Source organism: Sorangium sp. So ce394 (assembly GCF_051474665.1).
GTDB lineage: Bacteria > Myxococcota_A > Polyangia > Polyangiales > Polyangiaceae > Sorangium > Sorangium cellulosum_D.
The window spans coordinates 4,932,945-4,953,714 of sequence record NZ_CP150339.1 but is presented as its reverse complement, the minus strand read 5'-3'; the positions used below and the strand labels follow the sequence as shown (position 1 = coordinate 4,953,714).

The 20,770-nt window shown below is 71.6% G+C and carries 14 protein-coding genes; 7 read left to right on the top strand and 7 right to left on the bottom strand.

The genetic code is table 11. The features are described from left to right. Window positions 1-655: 655 nt before the first annotated feature. A complete protein-coding gene (locus WMF33_RS18265) occupies window positions 656-1,669 on the bottom strand; it encodes a hypothetical protein (RefSeq protein WP_437338320.1) in 1,014 nt (337 codons plus the stop codon). A 108-nt stretch (window positions 1,670-1,777) separates the two neighbouring features. Between WMF33_RS18265 and WMF33_RS18260 the strand changes: the two genes are divergently transcribed. Beyond that, the gene (locus WMF33_RS18260) at window positions 1,778-2,854 is read left to right on the top strand and encodes an MJ1255/VC2487 family glycosyltransferase (protein ID WP_061628223.1); all 1,077 of its coding nucleotides are present in this window, start codon (window positions 1,778-1,780) and stop codon (window positions 2,852-2,854) included. Window positions 2,855-2,933: 79 nt separating this feature from the next. Here the strand turns inward: WMF33_RS18260 and WMF33_RS18255 are convergent, their stop codons facing one another. Continuing rightward, window positions 2,934-3,725: a Stp1/IreP family PP2C-type Ser/Thr phosphatase gene (locus tag WMF33_RS18255; RefSeq protein WP_437338319.1), complete on the bottom strand. Its 792-nt coding sequence runs from the start codon at window positions 3,723-3,725 to the stop codon at window positions 2,934-2,936. 58 nt (window positions 3,726-3,783) lie between these two features. Here WMF33_RS18255 and WMF33_RS18250 point away from each other — a divergent pair, with 58 nt between their 5' ends. From WMF33_RS18250 to WMF33_RS18240, 3 genes are all read left to right on the top strand, one after another. Next, the gene (locus WMF33_RS18250; protein WP_437338318.1) at window positions 3,784-5,169 is read left to right on the top strand and encodes an aldehyde dehydrogenase family protein; all 1,386 of its coding nucleotides are present in this window, start codon (window positions 3,784-3,786) and stop codon (window positions 5,167-5,169) included. Between the two features lie 153 nt (window positions 5,170-5,322). Next, the gene (locus WMF33_RS18245) at window positions 5,323-5,751 is read left to right on the top strand and encodes a VOC family protein (RefSeq protein WP_437338317.1); all 429 of its coding nucleotides are present in this window, start codon (window positions 5,323-5,325) and stop codon (window positions 5,749-5,751) included. Window positions 5,752-5,964: 213 nt separating this feature from the next. Further along, window positions 5,965-6,435 carry a hypothetical protein gene (locus WMF33_RS18240; RefSeq protein ID WP_061628228.1) on the top strand — a complete coding sequence of 157 codons (471 nt, stop codon included), beginning with the start codon at window positions 5,965-5,967 and terminating at the stop codon, window positions 6,433-6,435. Window positions 6,436-6,521: 86 nt separating this feature from the next. On the opposite strand, the gene WMF33_RS18235 is transcribed toward WMF33_RS18240, so the two are convergent. Then, window positions 6,522-9,227 carry a hypothetical protein gene (locus WMF33_RS18235; protein WP_437338316.1) on the bottom strand — a complete coding sequence of 902 codons (2,706 nt, stop codon included), beginning with the start codon at window positions 9,225-9,227 and terminating at the stop codon, window positions 6,522-6,524. Between the two features lie 400 nt (window positions 9,228-9,627). Here WMF33_RS18235 and WMF33_RS18230 point away from each other — a divergent pair, with 400 nt between their 5' ends. The 3 genes from WMF33_RS18230 (at window position 9,628) to WMF33_RS18220 (ending at window position 16,287) form a co-directional block, all read left to right on the top strand. Next, window positions 9,628-10,260: a PadR family transcriptional regulator gene (locus tag WMF33_RS18230; protein ID WP_061625402.1), complete on the top strand. Its 633-nt coding sequence runs from the start codon at window positions 9,628-9,630 to the stop codon at window positions 10,258-10,260. A 470-nt stretch (window positions 10,261-10,730) separates the two neighbouring features. Continuing rightward, a complete protein-coding gene (locus WMF33_RS18225) occupies window positions 10,731-12,797 on the top strand; it encodes an alkaline phosphatase family protein (protein WP_437339492.1) in 2,067 nt (688 codons plus the stop codon). Between the two features lie 91 nt (window positions 12,798-12,888). Next, complete coding sequence (locus WMF33_RS18220) at window positions 12,889-16,287, top strand: alpha/beta fold hydrolase (protein WP_437338315.1); 3,399 nt, start codon at window positions 12,889-12,891, stop codon at window positions 16,285-16,287. Between the two features lie 65 nt (window positions 16,288-16,352). On the opposite strand, the gene rpsD is transcribed toward WMF33_RS18220, so the two are convergent. The 4 genes from rpsD to WMF33_RS18200 form a co-directional block, all read right to left on the bottom strand. After that, window positions 16,353-16,964: a 30S ribosomal protein S4 gene (gene rpsD / locus WMF33_RS18215; RefSeq protein WP_437338314.1), complete on the bottom strand. Its 612-nt coding sequence runs from the start codon at window positions 16,962-16,964 to the stop codon at window positions 16,353-16,355. Between the two features lie 131 nt (window positions 16,965-17,095). Further along, window positions 17,096-17,878, bottom strand: coding sequence for a class I SAM-dependent methyltransferase (locus WMF33_RS18210; RefSeq protein ID WP_437338313.1), 783 nt, complete (start codon window positions 17,876-17,878; stop codon window positions 17,096-17,098). Between the two features lie 174 nt (window positions 17,879-18,052). Then, window positions 18,053-18,637, bottom strand: coding sequence for a hypothetical protein (locus tag WMF33_RS18205; RefSeq protein ID WP_437338312.1), 585 nt, complete (start codon window positions 18,635-18,637; stop codon window positions 18,053-18,055). Window positions 18,638-19,488: 851 nt separating this feature from the next. Beyond that, a complete protein-coding gene (locus tag WMF33_RS18200) occupies window positions 19,489-20,640 on the bottom strand; it encodes a ferritin-like domain-containing protein (protein WP_437338311.1) in 1,152 nt (383 codons plus the stop codon). Between the last annotated feature and the right edge of the window lie 130 nt (window positions 20,641-20,770).

The window sequence follows — 20,770 nt, the reverse complement described above, 5'->3', positions numbered from 1 at the left end:
TTGCTAGGGCCTCGCGAAGGAGCGGTGCGTCGCGAAGCGGGCGTCGCGAAGCGGAGACGCCGACCGAGCATGTGCGCCGGGACGCCACGCGGCGATAGGCGCTGCACCCCTGCCGAGGGCCAAGCCGCGCCGCGTTGGACCAGCTCCCACCGGCCGTGGCGTGAAGGCGGCCCCTTCGATGCATGAACGAGTTGTTGCTGCAGCGTCCCTTTTCCAGGAGGGAGGCGGATGGCGTAAGGAATTTCCGACACCTGAGGTCAGCGCGGCGATTCGCCCTTGAAATCCTCGAATCGTATTCCATCCAGGCGGCAAGCGCGTCTTGCTATGGCATCCCATCGGAGCCCAACTGCTGCTTCCTCCCCTGCATGCGCCTCACCTGAAGCCAGGAGCCCGACCGGCACCGTGAACGTGCATGAGGAGAGCGGCCCGGTACGCATGGCGCACCTATCCAGGGCAAGGCGAGAGAATACCCAGCGCAAATGTTAACGTTAACATGGCTGGCGTCAAACGAAATCGACCGGCGCGAATGCCCTCGATCCCGAGGGGTGCGCAGCGGCGGCGGGCCGAGGCGGCCGCGTGAAAGAAACGTCTGGCGCCGCTGCTGGCGTGCTTGGAGACAGCTGCCTGACACCGGGCGCCTGTGCCCAGGTCGAGACTATTCGCTCCAGCGCGCGCGGCCGGCCGCGCGCCCCACGAGCGCCGCGGCCGCCACCGCGGCCCGCGCCCGCAGCGTCGCCCGGGGCAGGCGCGGCTCGGCCGGCGGCGCCACGAACGCCTCCAGCCACGCCTCGGCCGGCGGCCGCGCCAGCACCCCGCCGAGATCGAACAGCGCGAGATCCTCCACGCCGGCCGTCACCGCGACGGCCACGTCTTCGCGCAGCTCGGCGACCGAGCGGTATACCGGCTCGTCGCCGAGCGCGCCCCTCCCCACCGCGCCCACCGAGGCGCCCGCCCTCGGACCGAACCGCCGCGCGGCGGCGCCGCACCCCCAGGCGAGCAGCGCGACGGCGTCGTCCCGCCCGAGCGCGCCGCGCGAGTACCCCTCGAACAGCGACGTGTACAGCATCGCGCCGACCCGCCCCCACGGCGGCGCCGACACGGGCGTCCCGAGGATCCGCTCCCAGCCGCCCGCCGGCCCATCGGCCAGGACGAGCGGCACGATCGCGGCCGAGGTCGCCACCCCGCGCCCGTGGATCGCGCCCGCCATCTCCACATACGCGCGCTGCGCGTCCCGCCACCGCGCGTCCCGGCCGGCCGCGCCCGCCCGCGCTCCCCGGACCCCGCCGCCGAGCAGCGCGATCGCCCCGCGCCCGCCGTCGAGCGCCCGGCGCACGGCCTGGATCGGCGGCTCGAGATCGACCGCGACCTCCGCCGCGGCGAGGCCGCGCGCGTCGAGCGCGTCGAGCAGCCGCGCGACGAACGCGCCGAACGCCGCCGCGTTGCCGGCGCTCGCCCACCGCCCGTCCTCGTCCGCGATCATCGGCCACACCGCGACCCCGACCCCCGCGTCCGCGCACGCCGCCGCGAGATCCGGCAGGCCCGCGGCCGTCTGGGGCCGCACCGCGATCGCGAGCTCCAGCCCGTACCGCCGGAGGAGCGCGAGCGTTCCGGGCGCACGCACGACCTCGAGCGGCAGGAGCTCGCTCCAGATCCGGCGGCGCGGCGTCACGCCCGCCGCCCGCGCCGCAGCGTCCGCGCGCTGGCCAGCGCGCCGCCCGCGCCCCGGCCCCGCCGTTTCCTTCCGAACCCCGGGCAGCGCCCGCTACACTCGCGCGCCATGAAGATCCTCTACGGCGTCGTCGGCGAAGGGATGGGGCACGCCATGCGCTCGCGCGTCGTGATCGAGCGCCTGCTCGAGCTGGGGCACGAGCTCGAGATCATGGCGTCGGGACGCGCGACCGATTTTCTGTCGAAGCGCTTCGCGGGGGTGAACCGCATCCACGGGCTCCACATGATCTACGAGGAGAACCGGGTGCGCCGCGGCAAGACGCTCTGGTCCAACGTGCTCTCCGGCGCGACCGGCATCCCGAAGAACATCGCCGCGTACTTCGAGCTCATCAAGGACTTTCGCCCCGAGCTCACCATCAGCGACTTCGAGTCGTGGACGTACCTCTACGCCAAGCTCCACCGGCTGCCGATCCTCTCGATCGACAACATGCAGATCATCAACCGGTGCACCCACGACGCGGAGATCGTCGCCGGCCACGAGGCGGGCTTCCAGCTCACGCGCGCGTTCGTGAAGAGCAAGCTGCCGTTCTGCCAGCACTACGTCATCGCCACGTTCTTCCGCCCCCCGGTCCGCAAGCAGGAGACGACGCTGGTGCCGCCGATCCTCCGCCCCGAGATCATCGCGGCCAACCGCCGCCCCGGGGAGCACCTGCTGGTCTACCAGACCGCCGAGGGGAACGAGGCGCTCGCCGAGACGCTCGCCAGGACCGGGCTCGAGTGCCGCATCTACGGGATGCGCCGGAGCATCACCGAGGAGCAGGTCGAGGGGAACCTGCGCTACCGCCCGTTCAGCGAGGAGGGCTTCATCGACGACCTCGCCTCGTGCCGCGCCGTCATCGCCGGCGGGGGGTTCACGCTGATGGGCGAGGCGGTCTACCTGCGCAAGCCGATGCTCGCCGTCCCCCTCGGGCGCCAGTTCGAGCAGGTGCTCAACGCCCGCTACCTCGAGCGCGAGGGGTTCGGCCGCGGCGCCGACTCGCTCGACGACCCGGCGGTCGTCGCGGATTTCGTGAAGGCCATCCCCGGCTGCGAAGAGAAGCTCGCCGGCTACTCCCAGGACGGCAACCGCCGGCTGTTCCAGGTGATGGACGAGCTGCTCGATCGCGCGCACGCCGGCGTGCTCTGAGCGCGGCTCGGCGGCGCAGCGCGACGGCGCGGCGCGGCGTGGCGTCGTCTTCCTCGGCCCCTCCGACCGCCTCCGGATGCTACCGCGCGTTGCGGCTCTTCGCGCTCGGGCGCTGGCTCCACGACGCCGAGGCGGTGTCCTCGATCCGGATGAGGACGGCGGTGATGTTGTCGCGGCCACCGTTCTCGTTGGCGCAGTCGATGAGCTTGCAGCACGCCTCGGCGAGCACGGCGTTGTCCTCGATGATGCGCGCGATCTCGCGGTCGTCGACGAGCCCGTGGAGGCCGTCGGAGCAGAGGAGGAAGACGTCGCCGGCCTCGACGCGCTCGGCGCGCAGGTCGACGTCGACGCTCGGGCCGATCCCGAGCGCGCGCGTGATCACGTTGCGGGGCAGGTACGCGAGGTCGCTCTCGGTGAGGTCGGGCCGCTCGAGGAGCGCGTCCGCGATCAGCGAGTGGTCGCGGGTCAGCTGCGCCATATCGCCGTTGCGGAGCAGGTAGCAGCGGCTGTCGCCGGCGTGCGCGACGTAGAACTTCCGCTCCCGCGGCGAGAACGCCGCGGCGACGACCGTGGTCCCCATCCCGCGGTAGAACCGCGAGTCGTCGGCGTGCGCGAAGATGCGCGCGTTCGCGTAGGTCACGGCGGCGCGGAGACGGTCGCCGGTCGACGCCTTGCGTCGCTTGCCGTTCGCCTCGCGGAAGTAGCCGGCGATCGCGCTCGCGGCGATGCGGCTCGCGACCTCGCCGGCCTCGTGCCCGCCCATGCCATCCGCGACGACGTAGACGTTGAACTCGGGGAGGAGGATGTATCGGTCCTCGTTGTGGATCCGCTCCCTGCCGACGTCCGATAGACCTGCCGCGATGGCGCGCATTCGCCCCGAGTCTAGACGACGCTTGGCCTCCCAGGGAACTGGGTTAATCTCCCCCGCCATGCCCGACCTGGTGATCGACAACCCGTATACCCTCGAAGAAGCCGTCCGCCGGCCCCTCGCCGACCCGACCGAGGTCGACCGCCTCCTCGACGCCGCCACCGCCGCCGCGCGGAGCTTCTCGCGCACATCCCTCGCCGAGCGCGCCGCCCTCTGCCTGCGCGCGGTCGAGCGCCTCGAGGCCAGCGCGCCGTCGATCGCCGCCGACATCACCCGCATGATGGGCAAGCCCCTGCGCCAATCCCGCAACGAAATCGCGGGGATGGCCAAGCGAGCTCGGCACATGATCTCGATCGCCGAGGCCGCGCTCGCCGACGTGGTCCTCCCGGAGCTCCCGGGGGTGGAGCGGCGGATCGTGCGGGCGCCGCTCGGTGTGGTGTTCAACCTCCCGGCCTGGAATTACCCGCTCCTCACGGCCGTGAACGTGGTCATCCCCGCGGTGCTCTCGGGCAATGTCGTGCTGCTCAAGCACTCGCCGCGCTCGCCGCTCTGCGGGGAGCACTTCGCGGCCGCCTTCGCCGAAGCCGGCGCGCCCCCCGGCCTGGTCCAGGCCTTCCACTGCGACCACCCGACCTCCGAGCGCATCGCGTCGGATCCGCGCGTCAATTTCGTGGCGTTCACAGGTTCCGTCGAAGGCGGACGGCGGATCTACGCGGCCACGTCGAAGAAGGTGGCCGTCGACGCCGGGCTGGAGCTCGGTGGGAAGGACGGCGCCTATGTCGCAGCCGACGCCGACCTCGAGAAGGCGGTGGACGGGATCGTCGACGGCGCCTGCTACAACGCCGGACAGAGCTGCTGCGCGGTCGAGCGCGCGTACGTCCACCGCGATCTCTATCCGAAGTTCGTGGAGGCGGCGCTGGAGCTGATGAAGGGGTACGTCCTCGGCGATCCGACGGACGAGCGCACGAACCTGGGTCCGATGGCGCAGCCGCACGCGCCCGCGTTCCTGGAGGCGCAGGTGAAGCAGGCGCTGTCGCGGGGCGCGCGGGCGCTCTGCGGCGGCCGTGCGACGCAGGTCGACGGCCGCGGGCGGTTCTTCCAGCCGACGCTGCTGGTCGACACGGCGCCGGATCTCGACGTGATGCGCATCGAGTCGTTCGGGCCGGTGCTGCCGGTGGTGCCGGTCTCGTCGGACGAGGAGGCGCTGGCGCTGATGAACGACAGCGATCTCGGGCTCACCGCGTCGGTCTGGACGCGGGACCGCGAGCGCGCGGCGCGGCTCGCGCGCGACCTCGAGGTCGGCACGGTCTACATGAACCAGTGCGACACGCTGGATCCGGCGCTCCCGTGGACGGCGGCGAAGAACAGCGGCAAGGGCGCGACGCTCTCGACGCTCGGGTTCCTGCACCTGACGCGGCCGAAGGCGATCAACTTCAAGCTCGGCTGAGGGCCGAGCGGGCAACTTCAAGCTCGGCTGAGCGCCGAGCGGGCAACTTCAAGCTCGGCTGATGGCCGGCGCCGCCCGGCTCAACAGACGCGCAAGGGAGGCCGTGCCGTTCAGGCCTCCCCTGTGCCACGGCTCATGGGGAGTAGTGAAAGCATGGAAACACAGCAGCTCTATCGCGGGCGTCTCATCGATCACATCCAGCTCGTCGTGGCGGACATCGCGGCGAGCAAGAGGTTCTACCAGGCGGTCTTCGACGCGGTCGGCGTCCCCATCGGCGGCGAGGCCGACGATTACTTCTGGGCCGACGAGCTCTTCGTCTCGAGCGCGAGCTCACAGGCCGCCGCGGGCGAGCTCACCGGCCGGACGCACCTCGCGTTCCAGGCGAACGACCGCGCGACGGTCGAGCGCTTCCACGCCGCCGCGATCGCCGCGGGCGGCAAGGACAACGGCGCCCCTGGCGAGCGCCCGTACCATCCCGGCTATTACGCGGCCTTCGTGCTGGATCCCGACGGGAACAACATCGAGGTCGTCCATCACGGGCCGGCGAACAGGTCGGCGGACGCCATCAAGATCACGTTCTGAGCAGCGCGAGCCCCCGGCGCCCCTCGGGTCGACGCCGGCGGCGATGCGATGCGATGCGGTGCGCTGCGATGCGATGCGGTGCGCTGCGATGCGACGTCGTGGCGCATCGGCGGCCTCACGAAGCGAGGCGACGCGGCGCGCGCTTGACATCAAATCATATCCGTCGTCTCATCCATCCTCCCCATTGGACCATTCTTAACCACTGGAGCAGCATTGAACACCTGGAAGATTGCGGCGGTGGCCGGCGCGCTCGCGATTGCCTCGGCCCCGAGCGTCGCGCGCGCGGATTGGTACATCGAGGCCGAGACCATCCAGTATGACTTGTATCCGTACGCGGTCGGATACGGCTGGGGCGCCAACGCCGACGCGTTCCTGCAGCTCAACTGGAACGGCGGACCTTACAAGTACTTCTACGTCGCGAGCGCGGGCTCGTACGTCCTCCACGCGCGCCTGGCCGGATCGATCTGCAACGGCTATCCGGCCGCGCTCTTCTTCATCGACGCCGTGGCCCGCGGCCGGCGCCCGATCGGCGCCGGCTGGACGCACCAGACGTCCGATGCGGTGTGGCTCGAGGCTGGCTGGCACTCCTTCGCGGTCGCGCTGGAGAACGACTATGCCGCGGCGGGGTGCAACCGGGACATCTGGTTCGACGCGGCGTGGATGTACGGCAACACGTCGATATGATGCGTCGCGACGAGCGCGCCGCTGCGAAGCGGTGTGCTCTCCCGCTTCGTCGCCGGCGAGCGCGTTGCGGCGCGTCGCCCTGATGGTCACGTCGCCGGCTCCTCCACCTCGATTCGCTTCCTCGCGACCGGCCTCGCCGCGACGTCGTTGAGGACCACGCCGAGGATGCGGCGCTCGCCGAGCTGCTCGACGGCCCGCGTGAGCGAGGACGCCCGCGTCACGGAGACGCGGGCGACCACGAGGACGCCGTCGCAGGCGTCCTCGATGACGTTGGCGTCGCCCGAGCCGAGGACCGGCGGGCCGTCGAGCACCACGTAATCGTAGTAGCGCCGGAGCGCGCGCATGGCGGCCTCGAAGTGGATCGAGTGGAGCGCCGCGGGGTAGCTCGCCTCGAGCGACGGCTCCGCGAGCACCGAGAGCGAGGGGCTGAGGGCGATCACGCCGAGCGGGCGGGCCTCGCCGGCCATGCGCCGGCGGAGCTGCTCCGAGAAGCTCGCGTGCGCGGGCAGCCGGAGGCCGAGGGTCGCCGCGACGCGGGGGCGCGCGAGGTGGCCCTCGACGAGGAGGACCCGCGCGCGCTCGGCCTCGGCGAGCGTCATCGCGAGGCGCGCCGCGACCGCGGTCTTGCCCTCGGCCCGGCCGGGGCTCACCACGGCGACCGTGAGCGGCTCGCCCCCTCGCCGCTGATCGAGCCGGTGCCGGAGCACCCGGAGGGCGGCGAGCGCCGACGCGGGCGCGCCCCGGAGCAGCTCGAACACCCCGCACCCGTCCGGATCGACGTCGGCGCCGAGGATCTCCACCTCGGGCTCGCGGAACCCGGCGCCGCCGGCGTACGCGAGGTGGCGCGGGCCCACCCAGGCGAGCGGCCCGCCGGGCGCGCCAGAGGCCGGCTCGGCCGCGCTCCAGGCCTCCTCGGCCGCGCTGGAGGCCGGCTCCGGCGCGCTCCAGGGCGAGCGCGGGCCGGCGTCGCCCTCGAGCTCCAGGCCGTCCGGGAGCGTGTCCTCCTCGCCCTCGGCGAACCCGGGTTGACCCGGCTCGGCGAACCCGGGTTGGCCCGGCTCGGCGAACCCGGGTTGGCCCGGCTCGGCGAACCCGGGTCGACCTGGCGCTGGCCCCGCCGGTTCGCTGGGCCGCTCGCCGCCGTCCTCGTGCGCGGCGGCGGGCGCCGCGCCGTACGCCGGCACGATCGCGCGCTCGCGGAGCGGCGGCTGCGGCGGGAGCTCCGGCATCGCGGCCAGCAGGGCGGGGCCGCCGAGCGCGTGGATGTCGCCGCCGTCGTACAGCGTGTCGTTGAGCAGCACCCGGGCCCCGGCGACGCCCAGCGCAAAGAAGAACGTCACCGCGGCCCCCGCGAAGAACACGCGGCCCCGACCGCGATCCGGCCGGCTCGGCAGGTACGCCGAATCGAGGACGTCGAGCTCGGTCTCGCTCTTGTTCTCCGCGGCGTCGGCGGAGAGGTCCGCGGCGCGCTCGTTGGCCTGAACGGCCTTCAGGTACTCGCGCGCCCGCTCGAGATCGAGGCGGAGCCGGTGCCACTCGGTCTCGAGCTCGATCACCCGCTCCTCCGCGTCCCCGTCCGGCCCCGCCGGCGCGCGCCGCGCCTCGCCCCCCGCAGCCTCCAGCGCGCGCCGCGCCTCGCCCCCCGCCGCCGCCCTGCCGCCGCCGGCGCGCGCGCGCAGGCCCGCGATCTGCCGGAGCAGCGCGCTCCGCTCCGCCGACAGCGCCGCGCGCCGCGCCGGCGTGAGCTCGCCCGCCTCGCCGCGCGGGACCTCGGTGAGGCCCGCGCGCACGAGCCCGAGCGCGCTCTCGGCGGCCGCGAGCTGGCTCCTGGCCGCCTCGACGCGGCGCTTCGCGGCGATGGCGTCCGGGTGGATCGGGGTCACGGTCGACAGCTTCTCGGCGAGCGCCGCCTCGGCCGACACGAGCGCCGCGGCGGCCGCGTCGCGGGCCCGCTGCGCGTCGATCACGCTCGGGGGCAACGGCTGCCCCGGCGCCGCCGCGGGCGAGCGCGCGGCCCCGAGCAGCGCCTCCACCCGGGCGAGCTGCCGCTCGAGCGCGGCGAGCTGCGGGTCCATGGGGCGGGTCGGCGGCGAGGCGCGGGCCGCCGCGGGCGCGGGGGCGCCGGGCGAACCGAGCGGCTGGGGCGCCGGCGCGTACGGCGAGTCGTTGAGACCCCACTGGAACTGCGGGTTCTTGGCGAGGAACGTCGCCAGCGCGCGGCTCGCCTCGTCGACCTTGGCGCTCGCCTCGGCGAGCTCCCGCCGCAAAAAGTCGCGGGTCATCGTCGCGGCGCCGAGGCTGTCGCGGCGGTAGTCGTCGATCAGGATCTGCGTGAGGCGGGCGGCGACCTGCTGCGCGACGCGCGGGTCGTCGTGGGTGAACGAGATGACGTACGTATCGCTGCTCTGTGCGCGGAAGCCGACGTGGCTCTTCATCTCCTCGACCGCCTCGACCATCGAGCGGGAGGTCTTCTCCGGGTACAGCCCGAACGCCTCGATGACGCCGGCGAGCGTCCCGCGCGCGATCAGCGCGTCCTTGAGCTTGGGCCCGAGGCGCGCCGCCCGCGCGGTGCTGCTCTGGGGGTCGCGGCCGGTCTGGATGGTCTCGCGGTAGAGGATGGTGGCCTCGCTCCGCCACACCCGCTTCGTGGCGAGCGCCAGGGCGAGGGAGATGGAGAGCCCGACGGCGATCATCGCGGCCATCCCGCGCCAGTACATCCGGACGCGGCCGAGGACGCTGATCGCGCGATCGAGGCGCTCGCGGGGTGTGCTCTCCGTGCTCAGGCTGGACATGATGTTCCCCGCACCGCGGGCAGCGCCGTCCGGCGCCGCGCGGCGCAACGGGCGCGCCCGGGGCGCTTTGCCCCCGCACGGCAAGGCGCGTGCTCGCGGGCGCGTCACCCAGAGGCGCACCCGCGCGACGGGTCGAGGGGCGCGCAGATGGGGTGACGAGGACGAGCGCCGTGGACGCTCCACGTACATCGCCGGCCTCCACGCGGAACGCGGCCAGCCGCCGGTCCCTTGACACGGGCAGGTCGAGAACTATCGTCTAGATATATCTTTTAGACTATCGGCTCCGGCGCCGCAGGGCGGCCCGGGCCGTGGGGCCGGGGGTGGTCCGCCCACGCGCGCGCGGCAGCTGAGTGCTCGCCGCCGTGGCGGTCCGCCGCCGAGCAAGAGAGGGATCGCGTCTATGTTCTGGGGATGTGAACATCATCATGGCCATCATCATCACGCAGGCCCGCGCGGGCCGAGGGGTCCGTTCGGGCGGGGCCGGGGCGGGTTCGGCGGCGGGCCGCCCGGCTGGTGGGGCGACTGGTTCGGAGGGCCGCCGCTCCGCGCCGATCGCGGCGGCGTGCGCTACCTCGTGCTCGACGCCCTCGCCGAGCGGGCCCGCCACGGCTACGAGGTCATCCAGGCGATCGAGCAGCGCAGCGGCGACACCTACCGGCCGAGCCCCGGCGTCATCTATCCGACGCTGCAGATGCTCGAGGAGCTCGGCCACGCGCGCGTCATCGAGGCCGACGGCCGCAAGATTTACGAGATCACCGACGCGGGGCGCGAGGACCTCCAGGCGAACCGCGAGTACGTCGACGAGTTCTACGAGCGCTTCGCCGAGACCTCGTGGGAGCGCTTCGCCGAGGATTTCGGCGACGTCATGAAGCGCGTCGGCGCGCTCATGCGGCTGCTGCGCCACGCGATGCACCGCGGGCGCCTCACGCCCGCCGTGCTCGCTCGCACGGTGAAGGTGCTCGACAAGGCGGCGGCCGAGATCGAGGAGCTGCTCGCCGAGGATCCGGAGAAGCGCCCCGGCCGGCGCCCGTGATCCGCGCAGCGCGGCGCCGGCGCGCCGAGACCGCGCCGAGGGCCGCAGCCCGCTTCGCGCGCCCCCGCAGGGTGACCTCGGCACGGGCGCTGATCCGATGTCGTGACATCGGTCATCTGCCGACCACACACGCATTCAATCCTTCACATCACACCTCCGAGCGCGCCTGAGGCCACGTCCGTTCACATCGGACACGAGGAGCACGTCGTGTAGGCCGCGCAATGTTGGCTCGCCCTCCAAACGATCTTGTGATCGAGATGCGGTTAGCATAATGTGCTTGTTGCGCTCGGCGGGCACGGGGGGGCGCAGGGGGTCGACGCAGAGCAGATCTGCGGACCGCTCGTCTGGCGAGTGGCGTCTGAGGAGAGTGCGCTGGGGGCCTCGCGCGGCGGCGCGCCGCGGGGGAATGCGCGGTGTTCCATCGATGCGGCGGATCCAGCGCGAGCATCGTGCGGAGGCGGAACGTGAGCATGAAGTCCATCGAGCACGTCGTGCTCGTCATCCTCGAAAATCGCTCCTTCGACAGCGTCCTCGGCTGGCTGTACGCAGACCCGAGCGCGGGCCCGGCGCTGAACATCCCGGAGCCCGCGCCGGGAGAGCGCCGGTTCGAGGGCCTGGCGGGCCTCGACCTGGCGGCGTTCACCAATGTCGCGGAGGGGCTCAGCTGCGCGCCCGTGAAGGGCGCCTCGGCCATGAACGTGCCCTGCGTCGCGCCGAATGAGGAGTTCGCGAGCGTGAACGTCCAGCTCTTCGGAAACGACGACATCGGGCCGGGCGACGCCCCCACCATGAAGGGATTCGTCAAGGATTACATGACAGCCCTCAAGAAATCGGGCGTCGCCGGCGGCGATCCGGACGCGCTCCGGGACCTCGCCGGAGAGGTCATGGAGAGCTACACCCCCGACCAGCTCCCGGTGATCAATGGGCTCGCAGAGCACTACGCCGTCTGCGATATGTGGTTCTCGTCGGTCCCGTCTCAGACGAACCCCAACCGGGCCTTCGCCTTCTGCGGTACCTCCCTCGGGCTGACGGACAACGGCTGGCTCGAGAAGGACCCGAGGGCCAAGCTCGTCGAGGAGAAGGTCGGGTATCGCCTCGGCGACGACCAGTTCGAGACGACCACCCTCTGGAACGCCCTCCATGAGGCCGGGCACGACGACTGGTCGATCTTCTGGCAGACGAGCACGCTCCCCGAGAAGATCTCGATCGCCCTCACCGGCGGGAAGAGCCGCCTCCAGCCGATCATCGAGCACATCGTCCAGTTTGCGGAGGACCTCGACGCCGATCACCAGAAGTACCTGATCGAGCTCTCGTCCGGCGAGCTCCCGTCCTGCTACACGTACCGGCTGTTCCCCGGCCTGCGCGCGATCCCGGGCGTGGAGCGCCGCTTCGCGCGCATCGAACGGTTCCACGAGCAGGCGCGCGCCGGCACCCTCCCGCGCTTCAGCCTGGTCGAGCCGTTCTGGACCGTCTCGCAGGAATCCACGGATCTCTCGTGGGAGCAGAGCCTCGCCACCGCGTTGGGGAACGACTACCACCCGCCCGGGAACCTGAGCGCGGGGGAGACGTTCCTGCAGAGCGTCTACATGAGCCTCATCGCGAACAGGGCGGCCTGGGAGAAGACGCTGCTCATCGTGACGTTCGACGAGGGCGTGGGCACCTTCGACCACGTGCCGCCGCCCGCCGCGGTGCCCCCCTGGGGGAGCGGCGGCTCCGCGCCCACGACCCAGCACGGCTTCAACTTCGATCGTCACGGCGTCCGGGTGCCCGCGATCCTGGTGTCGCCGCGCATCCGGCGAGGCACCGTGTTCCGCTCGACCCGCGAGCAGCCCTACGATCACACCTCGCTCATCGCCACGATCCTCAAGTGGTATGGCGAAGAGCGGCGCTTGTCCGCGTTCCAGGAGCGCGCGATGGGCGCGCCCACGTTCGAGGAGGTCCTCACGCTCGAGGAGCCCCGCCGCGACGAGCGCGACGTCCGGTTCCTCCAGGTGAAGCGCGAGCCGGGGCAGCCGTTCAAGTACCTGGATCGGTTCACCCTGCGGGGCCACGCCGGCGAGCGCATCTCGACCGCCTCCCGAAAATCGACGATCCTGGGCTTGCTCTCGCTCTCGGACCCGAAGGTCGCGGAGTACTTTCCGACCCTCGGCGGCGAGGCCGTCCAGCTCTTCCTGGAGAAGAGCGCGAGGGAGGCCAGCTCGGGCAAGGTGCGCGACGGCGACGAGGTCGCCCTCGTCTCGACCGAGCTGGAGATCGGCGCCTACAACACGCTGGGGGCGTGGAGCCTCACCGGGGACTGTTACTACTTCAACGATTACGATCCGGCCGTGGACGAGGACAGGTACGAGAAGCAGACCTGGGTCCTCGAGGCCGCGGAGAAGGGCCGACCCGTCCGGTTCGGGGACGCGGTGGCCTTCAGGAACAAGCGATCCGGGGCGTACCTGGCCCCGGACGGGAACGGCGTGAAGACCCAGAGGAGCGCTTATCATTGGACCATCGAGCCGATCACCTCCCCGCCCGCGACGCCAGGCCGGTGACGACCGGCGATCCGCGCCGGTGATGGACGCGGATCGACGCGCAGCGCGGCAGCGAATCGTCAAGGAAGCCGAAACATCCATGGAGCAGAGCATGAATCGTCTTTCGTCCGACATTGAAGAGATCGACGGTGAATACGACGTCGTCGTCGTGGGTTCGGGCTACGGCGGCGCGATCATGGCGTCGCGGCTGGCGCGCGCCGGCATGAAGGTCTGCGTGCTCGAGCGCGGGCGGGAGCGGACGCCGGGCGAGTACCCGAACACCGCCCTCGAGGCCGTCGCCGACATGCAGATGAACCTGCCGGAGGTGGGTCACGAGGGCTCGCGCACGGGGCTGTTCGATCTGCACGTCAACAAGGACATCGGCGTGCTCGTCGGCTGCGGCCTCGGCGGCACCTCCCTCATCAACGCGAACGTCTCGATCCGCGCCGAGCCGCGCGTCTTCGACGACCCGCGCTGGCCGGCCGAGCTCCGGAGCGAGAAGATGGAGCACCTCAACACCGGATACATGCTCGCCGAGCGGATGCTCTCGCCGAACCCGTACCCCGAGAGCTACCCGCCGCTGCCCAAGCTGACGGCGCTGCAGCGCTCGGCGCAGGCGATGGGGCAGCCGTTCCGGCGCACCAACATCAACGTGACCTTCAAGGACGGCATCAACGCCGCCGGCGTCGCGCAGAAGGCCTGCAACAACTGCGGCGACTGCTGTTCCGGCTGCAATTACGGATCGAAGAACACCGTATTGATGAACTACCTCCCCGACGCCAAGCGCCACGGCGCCCACATCTTCGTCGAGGTGAGCGTGCGCCACGTCGAGCGGCGGAACGACGGGAAATGGAACGTTCATTACCAGGTGCTCGACACCGGCCGTGAGGCGTTCGACGCGCCGACCTTGGTGGTCACCGCCAAGATCGTCGTCCTCTCCGGCGGGACGCTGGGCTCGACCGAGATCCTGCTCCGCTCGAAGGAGCTCGGATTACCCTTGTCCGACCAGCTCGGCCAGGGGTTCAGCGGCAACGGGGACATGCTCGGGTTCGGCTACAACTGCACGCCTCAGCTCGACGGGCTCGGCTTCGGTCACCGGGCGGTCTCCGCGACGTCGCCGGTCGGGCCGTGCATCACGGGCGTGATCGACATGCGCAACCAGGCCGACATCAAGGACGACATCATCATCGAGGAGGGCTCGATCCCCGGCGCGCTGGCGCCGCTCTTGCCGCTCATGTTCAAGGTGGCCTCCTGCACCGGCGGCTCGAACACGGCGCCGCAAAACGCGTTCGCCCAGGGGGTGCGCGAGGCCGAGTCGCTCCTCCTCGGCGCGTATCACGGCGCCACGATGCACACGCAGACCTACCTCGTGATGGGGCACGAGGCGAACTGCGGCACGATGAAGCTGGAGGGCGATCAGCTGCGGATCGACTGGCCGCAGGTGGGCACCGAGCCGATCTTCGAGAAGATGAACGCGCGCCTCTTCGAGACGACGGCGCCGCTCGAGGGCGTCTTGGTCAAGGACCCGATCTGGTCCCCGAAGATCGGCGACAAGCTGATCACCGTGCACCCGCTCGGCGGCTGCATGATGGCCGACTCGGCCGAGTCGGGCGTCGTGAACCACAAGGGCACGGTCTTCGCCTCGAGCGCGGGCGCCGCGGTCCACGAGGGGCTGTACGTGTGCGACGGGTCGATCGTCCCCGTCTCGCTCGGCGTCAACCCGCTGCTCACGATCTCGGCGCTGGCGGAGCGCTGCGCCATCCACCTCGCCCGCGACCGCGGGCTCCACATCGATTACTCGGACAAGGGTCCGATCCCGCCCGAGCCCCAGACGCGCAAGCCGGGGATCCGCTTCACCGAGACGATGAAGGGCTACTTCTCGAAGGCGGTCGACAGCGATTTCCAGACGGCCGCCGACCTGGGAAAGCAAGAGGATTCGAGCTTCAAGTTCATCCTCACGATCGTGTCGGAGGACGTCGACGCCATGCTCGCGAGCCCCGAGCACGAGGCGCGCACGCTCGGCACGGTGGACGCCCCCGCGCTCTCGGGGCGGCCGCTCACGGTGACGCACGGGACGTTCAACCTCTTCGTGCAAGATCCGGACGCCGCCGACACGCGGCTCATGAAATACAAGATGCGGATGCGGTCGGAGGAGGGGCGCTCGTTCTATTTCTACGGGTTCAAGGTGATCAAAGACCGCCCGTTCTGGGACGCGTGGCACGACACCACCACGCTCTACATCACCATCCACGAGGGCGAGGACGAGACGGGCCCGGCGATCGGCAAGGGCATCCTGGTGATCGAGCCCGAGGATTTCATCCGCCAGCTCGGGACGCTCGACGTCACGAACGCGAAGAACGCCGAGGAGCGCCTCGCGACGACGGTGAAGTTCGGGCGCTACTTCGCGGGCGTGGTCTACGACTATTACGGCGGCGTGGCGGCGCCCCTGGAGTTCGCCGACTCGAACCCCCCGCCCGAGAAGCGCAGGCCGCTGCGGGTGCCCGGCCCGCGCTTCTACCCGTTCAAGAGCGGCGATGGAGTCGACCTCCTCCTGACGCGGTATCAAGGCGGCTCGAAGGGTCCGGTGATGCTCGCGCACGGGCTCGGCGTCTCGAGCCGCATCTTCTCGACCGACACCATCGAGACGAACCTGCTCGAGCACCTCGTGGCGCACGGCTACGACGTCTGGCTCCTCGACTTCCGGTCGAGCGTGCTGCTCCCCGCGTCGAAGACGCAGTACACGGCCGATCAGATCGCGCTTTACGACTACCCCGCCGCGGTGGCGAAGGTGCGTGAGGCGACGGGCGCGGCGGGCGTGCAGGTCGTCGCCCACTGCTACGGCGCGACGACGTTCACGATGGCGATGCTCGCCGGGCTGAAGGGCGTCCGCTCGGCGGTGATCTCGCAGATCTCCACGCACGTGGTCACGCCCGCCATGGTGCACCTGAAGGCGGGGCTGCACGCGCCCAGCGTGCTCGACGCGCTCGGCGTCGGGTCGCTCACGACGAACGCCTCGTCGCACGAGGGGTTCTTCTCGCGCCTCTACGATCGCGCGCTCGCGCTGTATCCCGTCGGGGACGGCGAGCACTGCAACAGCGCGGTGTGTCATCGGATCTCGTTCATGTACTCGCTGCTCTACGAGCACGCGCAGCTCAATTACGCCACGCACGATCGGCTCTACGAGCTCTTCGGAGAGGCGACGATGCGCGCCTTCGAGGGCCTCGCGCTGATGACCCGCAAGGGTCATGTGGTCGACGCCGAGGGGAAGGACGTGTATCTGCCGCACCTCGATCGGATGGCGATCCCGATCCGCTTCATCCACGGCGCGGAGAACCAGTGCTTCCTGCCGGCGAGCACCGAGAAGACCGTCGAGGTGCTGTCGGCGAGGAACGGCGCGGGCCTCTATTCGCGCAACGTCATCCCCGGGTACGGCCACATCGACTGCATCTTCGGGAAGAGCGCGTCGACCGACGTGTACCCGTTCATGGTCGAGCACCTCGACCGCACCTGAGGCCCGCGTTGCGGGCCGGGGCAGCGGCCTCGCCGCGCGCCGGCGCGGCGAGGCGCGCTGCTGCGTCACAGCCGCTGTGAGTAGTACTCGATGATGAGCTGGACCTGGATGGGGAACGGGATGCTCGTCTCGTCCGGCAGGCTGGTCACGCGCGCCTGCCGGGCGTCCTTGTCGACCGAGAGCCACGAGGGGGCCAGGAGGTCCGCTCTCGCGAGCGCCTCCACGACGGTCTGGTGATCGCGGCGCCGCTCGCGCACGCTCACCGTCTCTCCGGAGCTGACGCGGTAGGAGGGGATGTCGACGCGCCTCCCGTCGATGAGCACGTGCCCGTGGGTCACCAGCTGTCGCGCGGCCGGGATGGTGCGGGCGAAGCCGGCGCGGAAGACGACGTTGTCGAGCCGCCGCTCCAGGAGCTCGATGAGCTTGGTCCCGGCGGCCAGCTTGCTCCTGCGCGCCTCGAGCATGAGCGTCCGGAGCTGCGTGTCGGTCAGGCCATAGTTGAGGCGGACCTTCTGCTTCTCGCGCAGCCGCAGCGCATACTCGCTGAGCTTCTTGCGGGCCTGGCCGTGCTGCCCGGGGGGGTAGGGCCGGCGCTCGGTCTTCTTCGCCGAGAGCCCGGGGAGCTCGACCCCGAGCGCGCGCATGACCTTGACGCGAGGTCCGGTGTAGCGGCTCATGGCCAGGCCCTCCGCGAGAGGGCGCGCGCGTCGCGCGGGGGGAGCGCGGCGCCGTCGGGCGCAGGTGCGTCAACGTGTTCCTGAAGGTTCATCGGGATCCTTGTCTTGTTTCCTGGTCTGTTCTTGAGGGCTCACACGCGCCGGAGGTGGCGGAGGATCGGGAAGCGTGATTTGCGGAGGAAGCGCGCGAGCCCGTTCGTGGCGCGAACGCGGGCGCCGAGCGGCTCGGGGTAGTCGTCGTCGTGGAGGACCCGCAACCACGGGAACGTCTCGACGCTGCCGTCATCGCGGTGGAGCTCCACGTGGCGCGCGCCCCTCGCGGCGGCGGGGCGAAGGCGGAGGCAGGGGGTCGCGTCGAGCAGGAGCTCCACATCTCGCTCGAGGCGCAGGGAGGCCTGGGTCAAGAAGGCGGAGATCCGCTCGGGGCCGAGCTGGGAGAAGAGGCCGAGGCCGAGGATCAACGTGGGCCAGCCGCGCGCCTCGGAGAGCTGCTCGATCCAGTGATCGCAGCCAGGGGACGCGGCGGCCAGCGCGTACCGCGGCGTGCGAGGGGCGCGCGGGCGCTTCCAGGCGACCACGCGGGGGACGTCGATATCGATCCAGTGGAGCAGGCCGTTGTCGATGCGTGAGAATCGCGTGCACGGGCCGGTGAAGAGCCCGATGGCCAGGCCGTCCGGGTGACGGCGGAAGAAGTCGTGCACGACGTCGTCCACGAGCAGGGCGCGGGCCGCGAGCGGGCGGAGCTCCTGCTCGGTGAAGCCGGCGCGCTCGACCTCGAGCAAGCGCGCGAGATGGCGGGCCTCCTCGTCGTGGAACCCGAGGTCCGGGAACGCGTCGGAGGCGTAGGCGCACGCGGCGACGCCCGCGAGCTCGCGTCGAGCAAACGAAGGGGCCCGGTCGACATTGAAAGTCATTTTCATTTTCATGACAGATCTGTGGGTTGCTTGTCAAGTTGGCGACTCGGCGCTCTGCGCTCTGCGGCGACCTCAACCAGGTTCGACTCGACCTGCTGCCTCACCTGCAGCGTCGACCAGGTTGACCAGCGGCGTGCCCAGCACCTGGCCGACGACGCCACCGCGGTGAGGCTGCTAACGCCCTCTCCCGGCAAGGGCGACCGCTCGGAGGCCTCGTTCGGCCGGTCGCTCCTCCGAGCGGCGCGTCAGGCGCGTCGGGCTGGCCCAGCGTCGCGCGCCGGCCGCCTTCATCGACGTCGCCATGGCGCGGAGCGCGCGGAGCTCGATGTCGTCGGCGATGCGCTCTTCGAGGAAGCGCATCGGCGAGCCTGGCGTTCGCGCGCTCGCCCAGAGGAGCGCCGCCGCCTCCCTCGCGGGCGCAGCGGCGCGCGCGGTCGCCCAGCGGGCCGCGAGCGCGGCGACGCAGAGCCCACGGTAGGCGCGCACCTCGCCGGCGAGCACGGCGTCGAGCGCGCTCGCGAGCCGGCGCGCCGCGCGGGCGTTCGTCAGCGCGCGGTCGATGAGGACGCGCAGCGCCTCGCCGGACGGCTCCTCTGCGACGGCGCCGTCCTCTCTTCCCATCGCGGCGCTCACCAGGGTGCCGATCGCCTCGCACGAGAGCGCGAGCGCCACGATCAGCCGGAGGACGCGCGGCGAGCAATGCCACGGGCGCGAGCCGGCGAGCCCGAGCGGGGCCCTCGCGGGGACGAGCGAGCGCACGAGCGCTGCGTCGAGCGGCGGGGCGTAGCTCCCCCACCCCCGAAGAGCCGCTGCGCGCTCGCCGACCAACGGCGACGGCGCTGCCGGACCGCCCTTCACGAGCGCCTCCCCCCGCCGCCCGCCACGCCGCGAAACGCGCGGCACCCAGCGTCGCGAAGCGAGAGCTGCCGCCAGAAGGCAACCAGGCCGTCTTCAAACCCCGCCAGAGCGCGCCTTGGATTGATAATGATCTTCATTTTCAATAAACATAGGCCGAAGCGGGTGAGCGGGTCAAGAAATTCCGCGGGGCGGCGACTCGATCCATCCGACCCACCCGACCTGACCCAGGTTGAGGCGACCTGACCCTGAACCGACCTGACCCAGGTTGAGGCGACCCGACCTGACCCAGGTTGAGGCGACCCCGAGGTAACCCAGAGCTGACCGGGGTTGGCGCCATGCCCCAACCCGGGTCGGGTCGCTGCGGCGACCTGACCCGGGTTGAGGCAACCGAGGCAACCCAGACCCAACCCGGGTTGGATCGCTGCGCTGCTGCGGCGCTGCTGCGCCGCAACCTGGTTCGGGTCGACCTGACCCGGGCTGAGGCAACCGGAGGCAACTGACGCGACCAGAACGGACCCGGGTTGGGATCGATGGCGGGCCAACCCGGGTCGGTCGTTCAACCCGGGTCGGCTCAACCCGGGTCGGGCCAACCCGGGCCGGGTCGGTCGTTCAACCCGGATCGGGCCGGTTGATCCTGGGTCCGGCCAACCTGGGTCGGGTCAACTAGCTCAACCCGGGTCGGCCGGTTGCACTCTGGTTGGATCAGCTCAACCCGGGTCGGCTCAACCCCGGTCGGCTCAACCCCGGTCGGCTCAACCCGTCGCCTGCGCCGACAGTAGCGCGCGCATCGCAGGCGTCACGACCTCCGCGATCGCGCGCCTCCACGACGCGGCCACCACGGCGTCGCCGGGGCGACCGTGCGCAGCGAGCGCGTCGGCGGAGGCGTCCGTCGCCGCGACGGACGGCGATGGCGCGGCAAGACCCGCCTCGAAGGCCGCCGCGACCGCGCGGCGCACCGCCTCCCCGCCCGTCTGGAGCGCCCAGGCCACGAAGCGCCACGCGAGCTCGGCGTGCCGCGCCTCGTCGTCCGCGATCGCCGCGAGGACGCTCCGGACCGCGGCGTCGGTCGCGTGCGCGAGCTGCTCGCTGGCCTGCACCGCCGCCAGCGTCTCGCCGATGCAGCCTTCACGCACGGCGCGCGCCGCGAGCTCCGCCAGGTCCGACGTCACCTCGACGACGCCGCCGAACGCGAACGGCGCCGGCTCGATCGCCGCGCCGGCGTACGCGCTCGCCAGCCCGAAGCAGAGCGCCGCGTGGCGCACCTCGTCGCGCGCAGCCTCGTGCGCGGCCGCGAGCATCTCGGCGGGGGCGCCGACCGCCATCATCTCCAGCGCGAACCGCGAGAACGAGGCGACCGATGCGTGCTCGAGCAAGGCGTCGCGGAGCCACGCCTCGGCCAGCGCGGCGCGGGCCTCCTCCCCGAGCCCCGCGAGGTCCGGGCGCGGCGCGCCGCCCCACCCGCCCGCATCTCTCCGCTGCTCCCGCGCGGTGCGGGCGCGCTCGCCCACGAGAAAAGGCCGGCCCGAGCCGCCGCAGCTCGCGGTGAACTCGTAGCAGCACTCGCCATTTCGAAAGACACCGTCACCGATGCTGCTGTACCAGCACCCAGGCGGCGGGAGAGGGACGTTCGCGCCGACGGGATCGAGCGGCTCGCAGGCGCCCGTAAACACGCCGCCGGAGCCCCCCTCGCCCCCCTCGCCCCCCTCGCCCCCCTGCCCCCCCGCGCCGCCCTGCGCCCCGGGGTCCACGCACACCGTTCCTTCCTCGTCCCACGAGACGCCGCCGGCCTGCACCGTCGTGACGCCATCGGCGCCCCCACCGCCCTCCCCGCCCATCCCACCACGCGCCCCCGCGCCATCCTCGCTCGCGCCGCCGCCGCCATCGCCCGGCGCGGGGTCGTCCATGACCACGTTGGCGCAGGCGACGCTTTCAACCGCCAGACCGAGCGTCGCGGTGGCGAGGATTGCGCGGGTCAGACGGCGCGCGAACACGCTTCGAAAATGAGCGGGAGCAGGGGGCTTGATGGTCATTGGC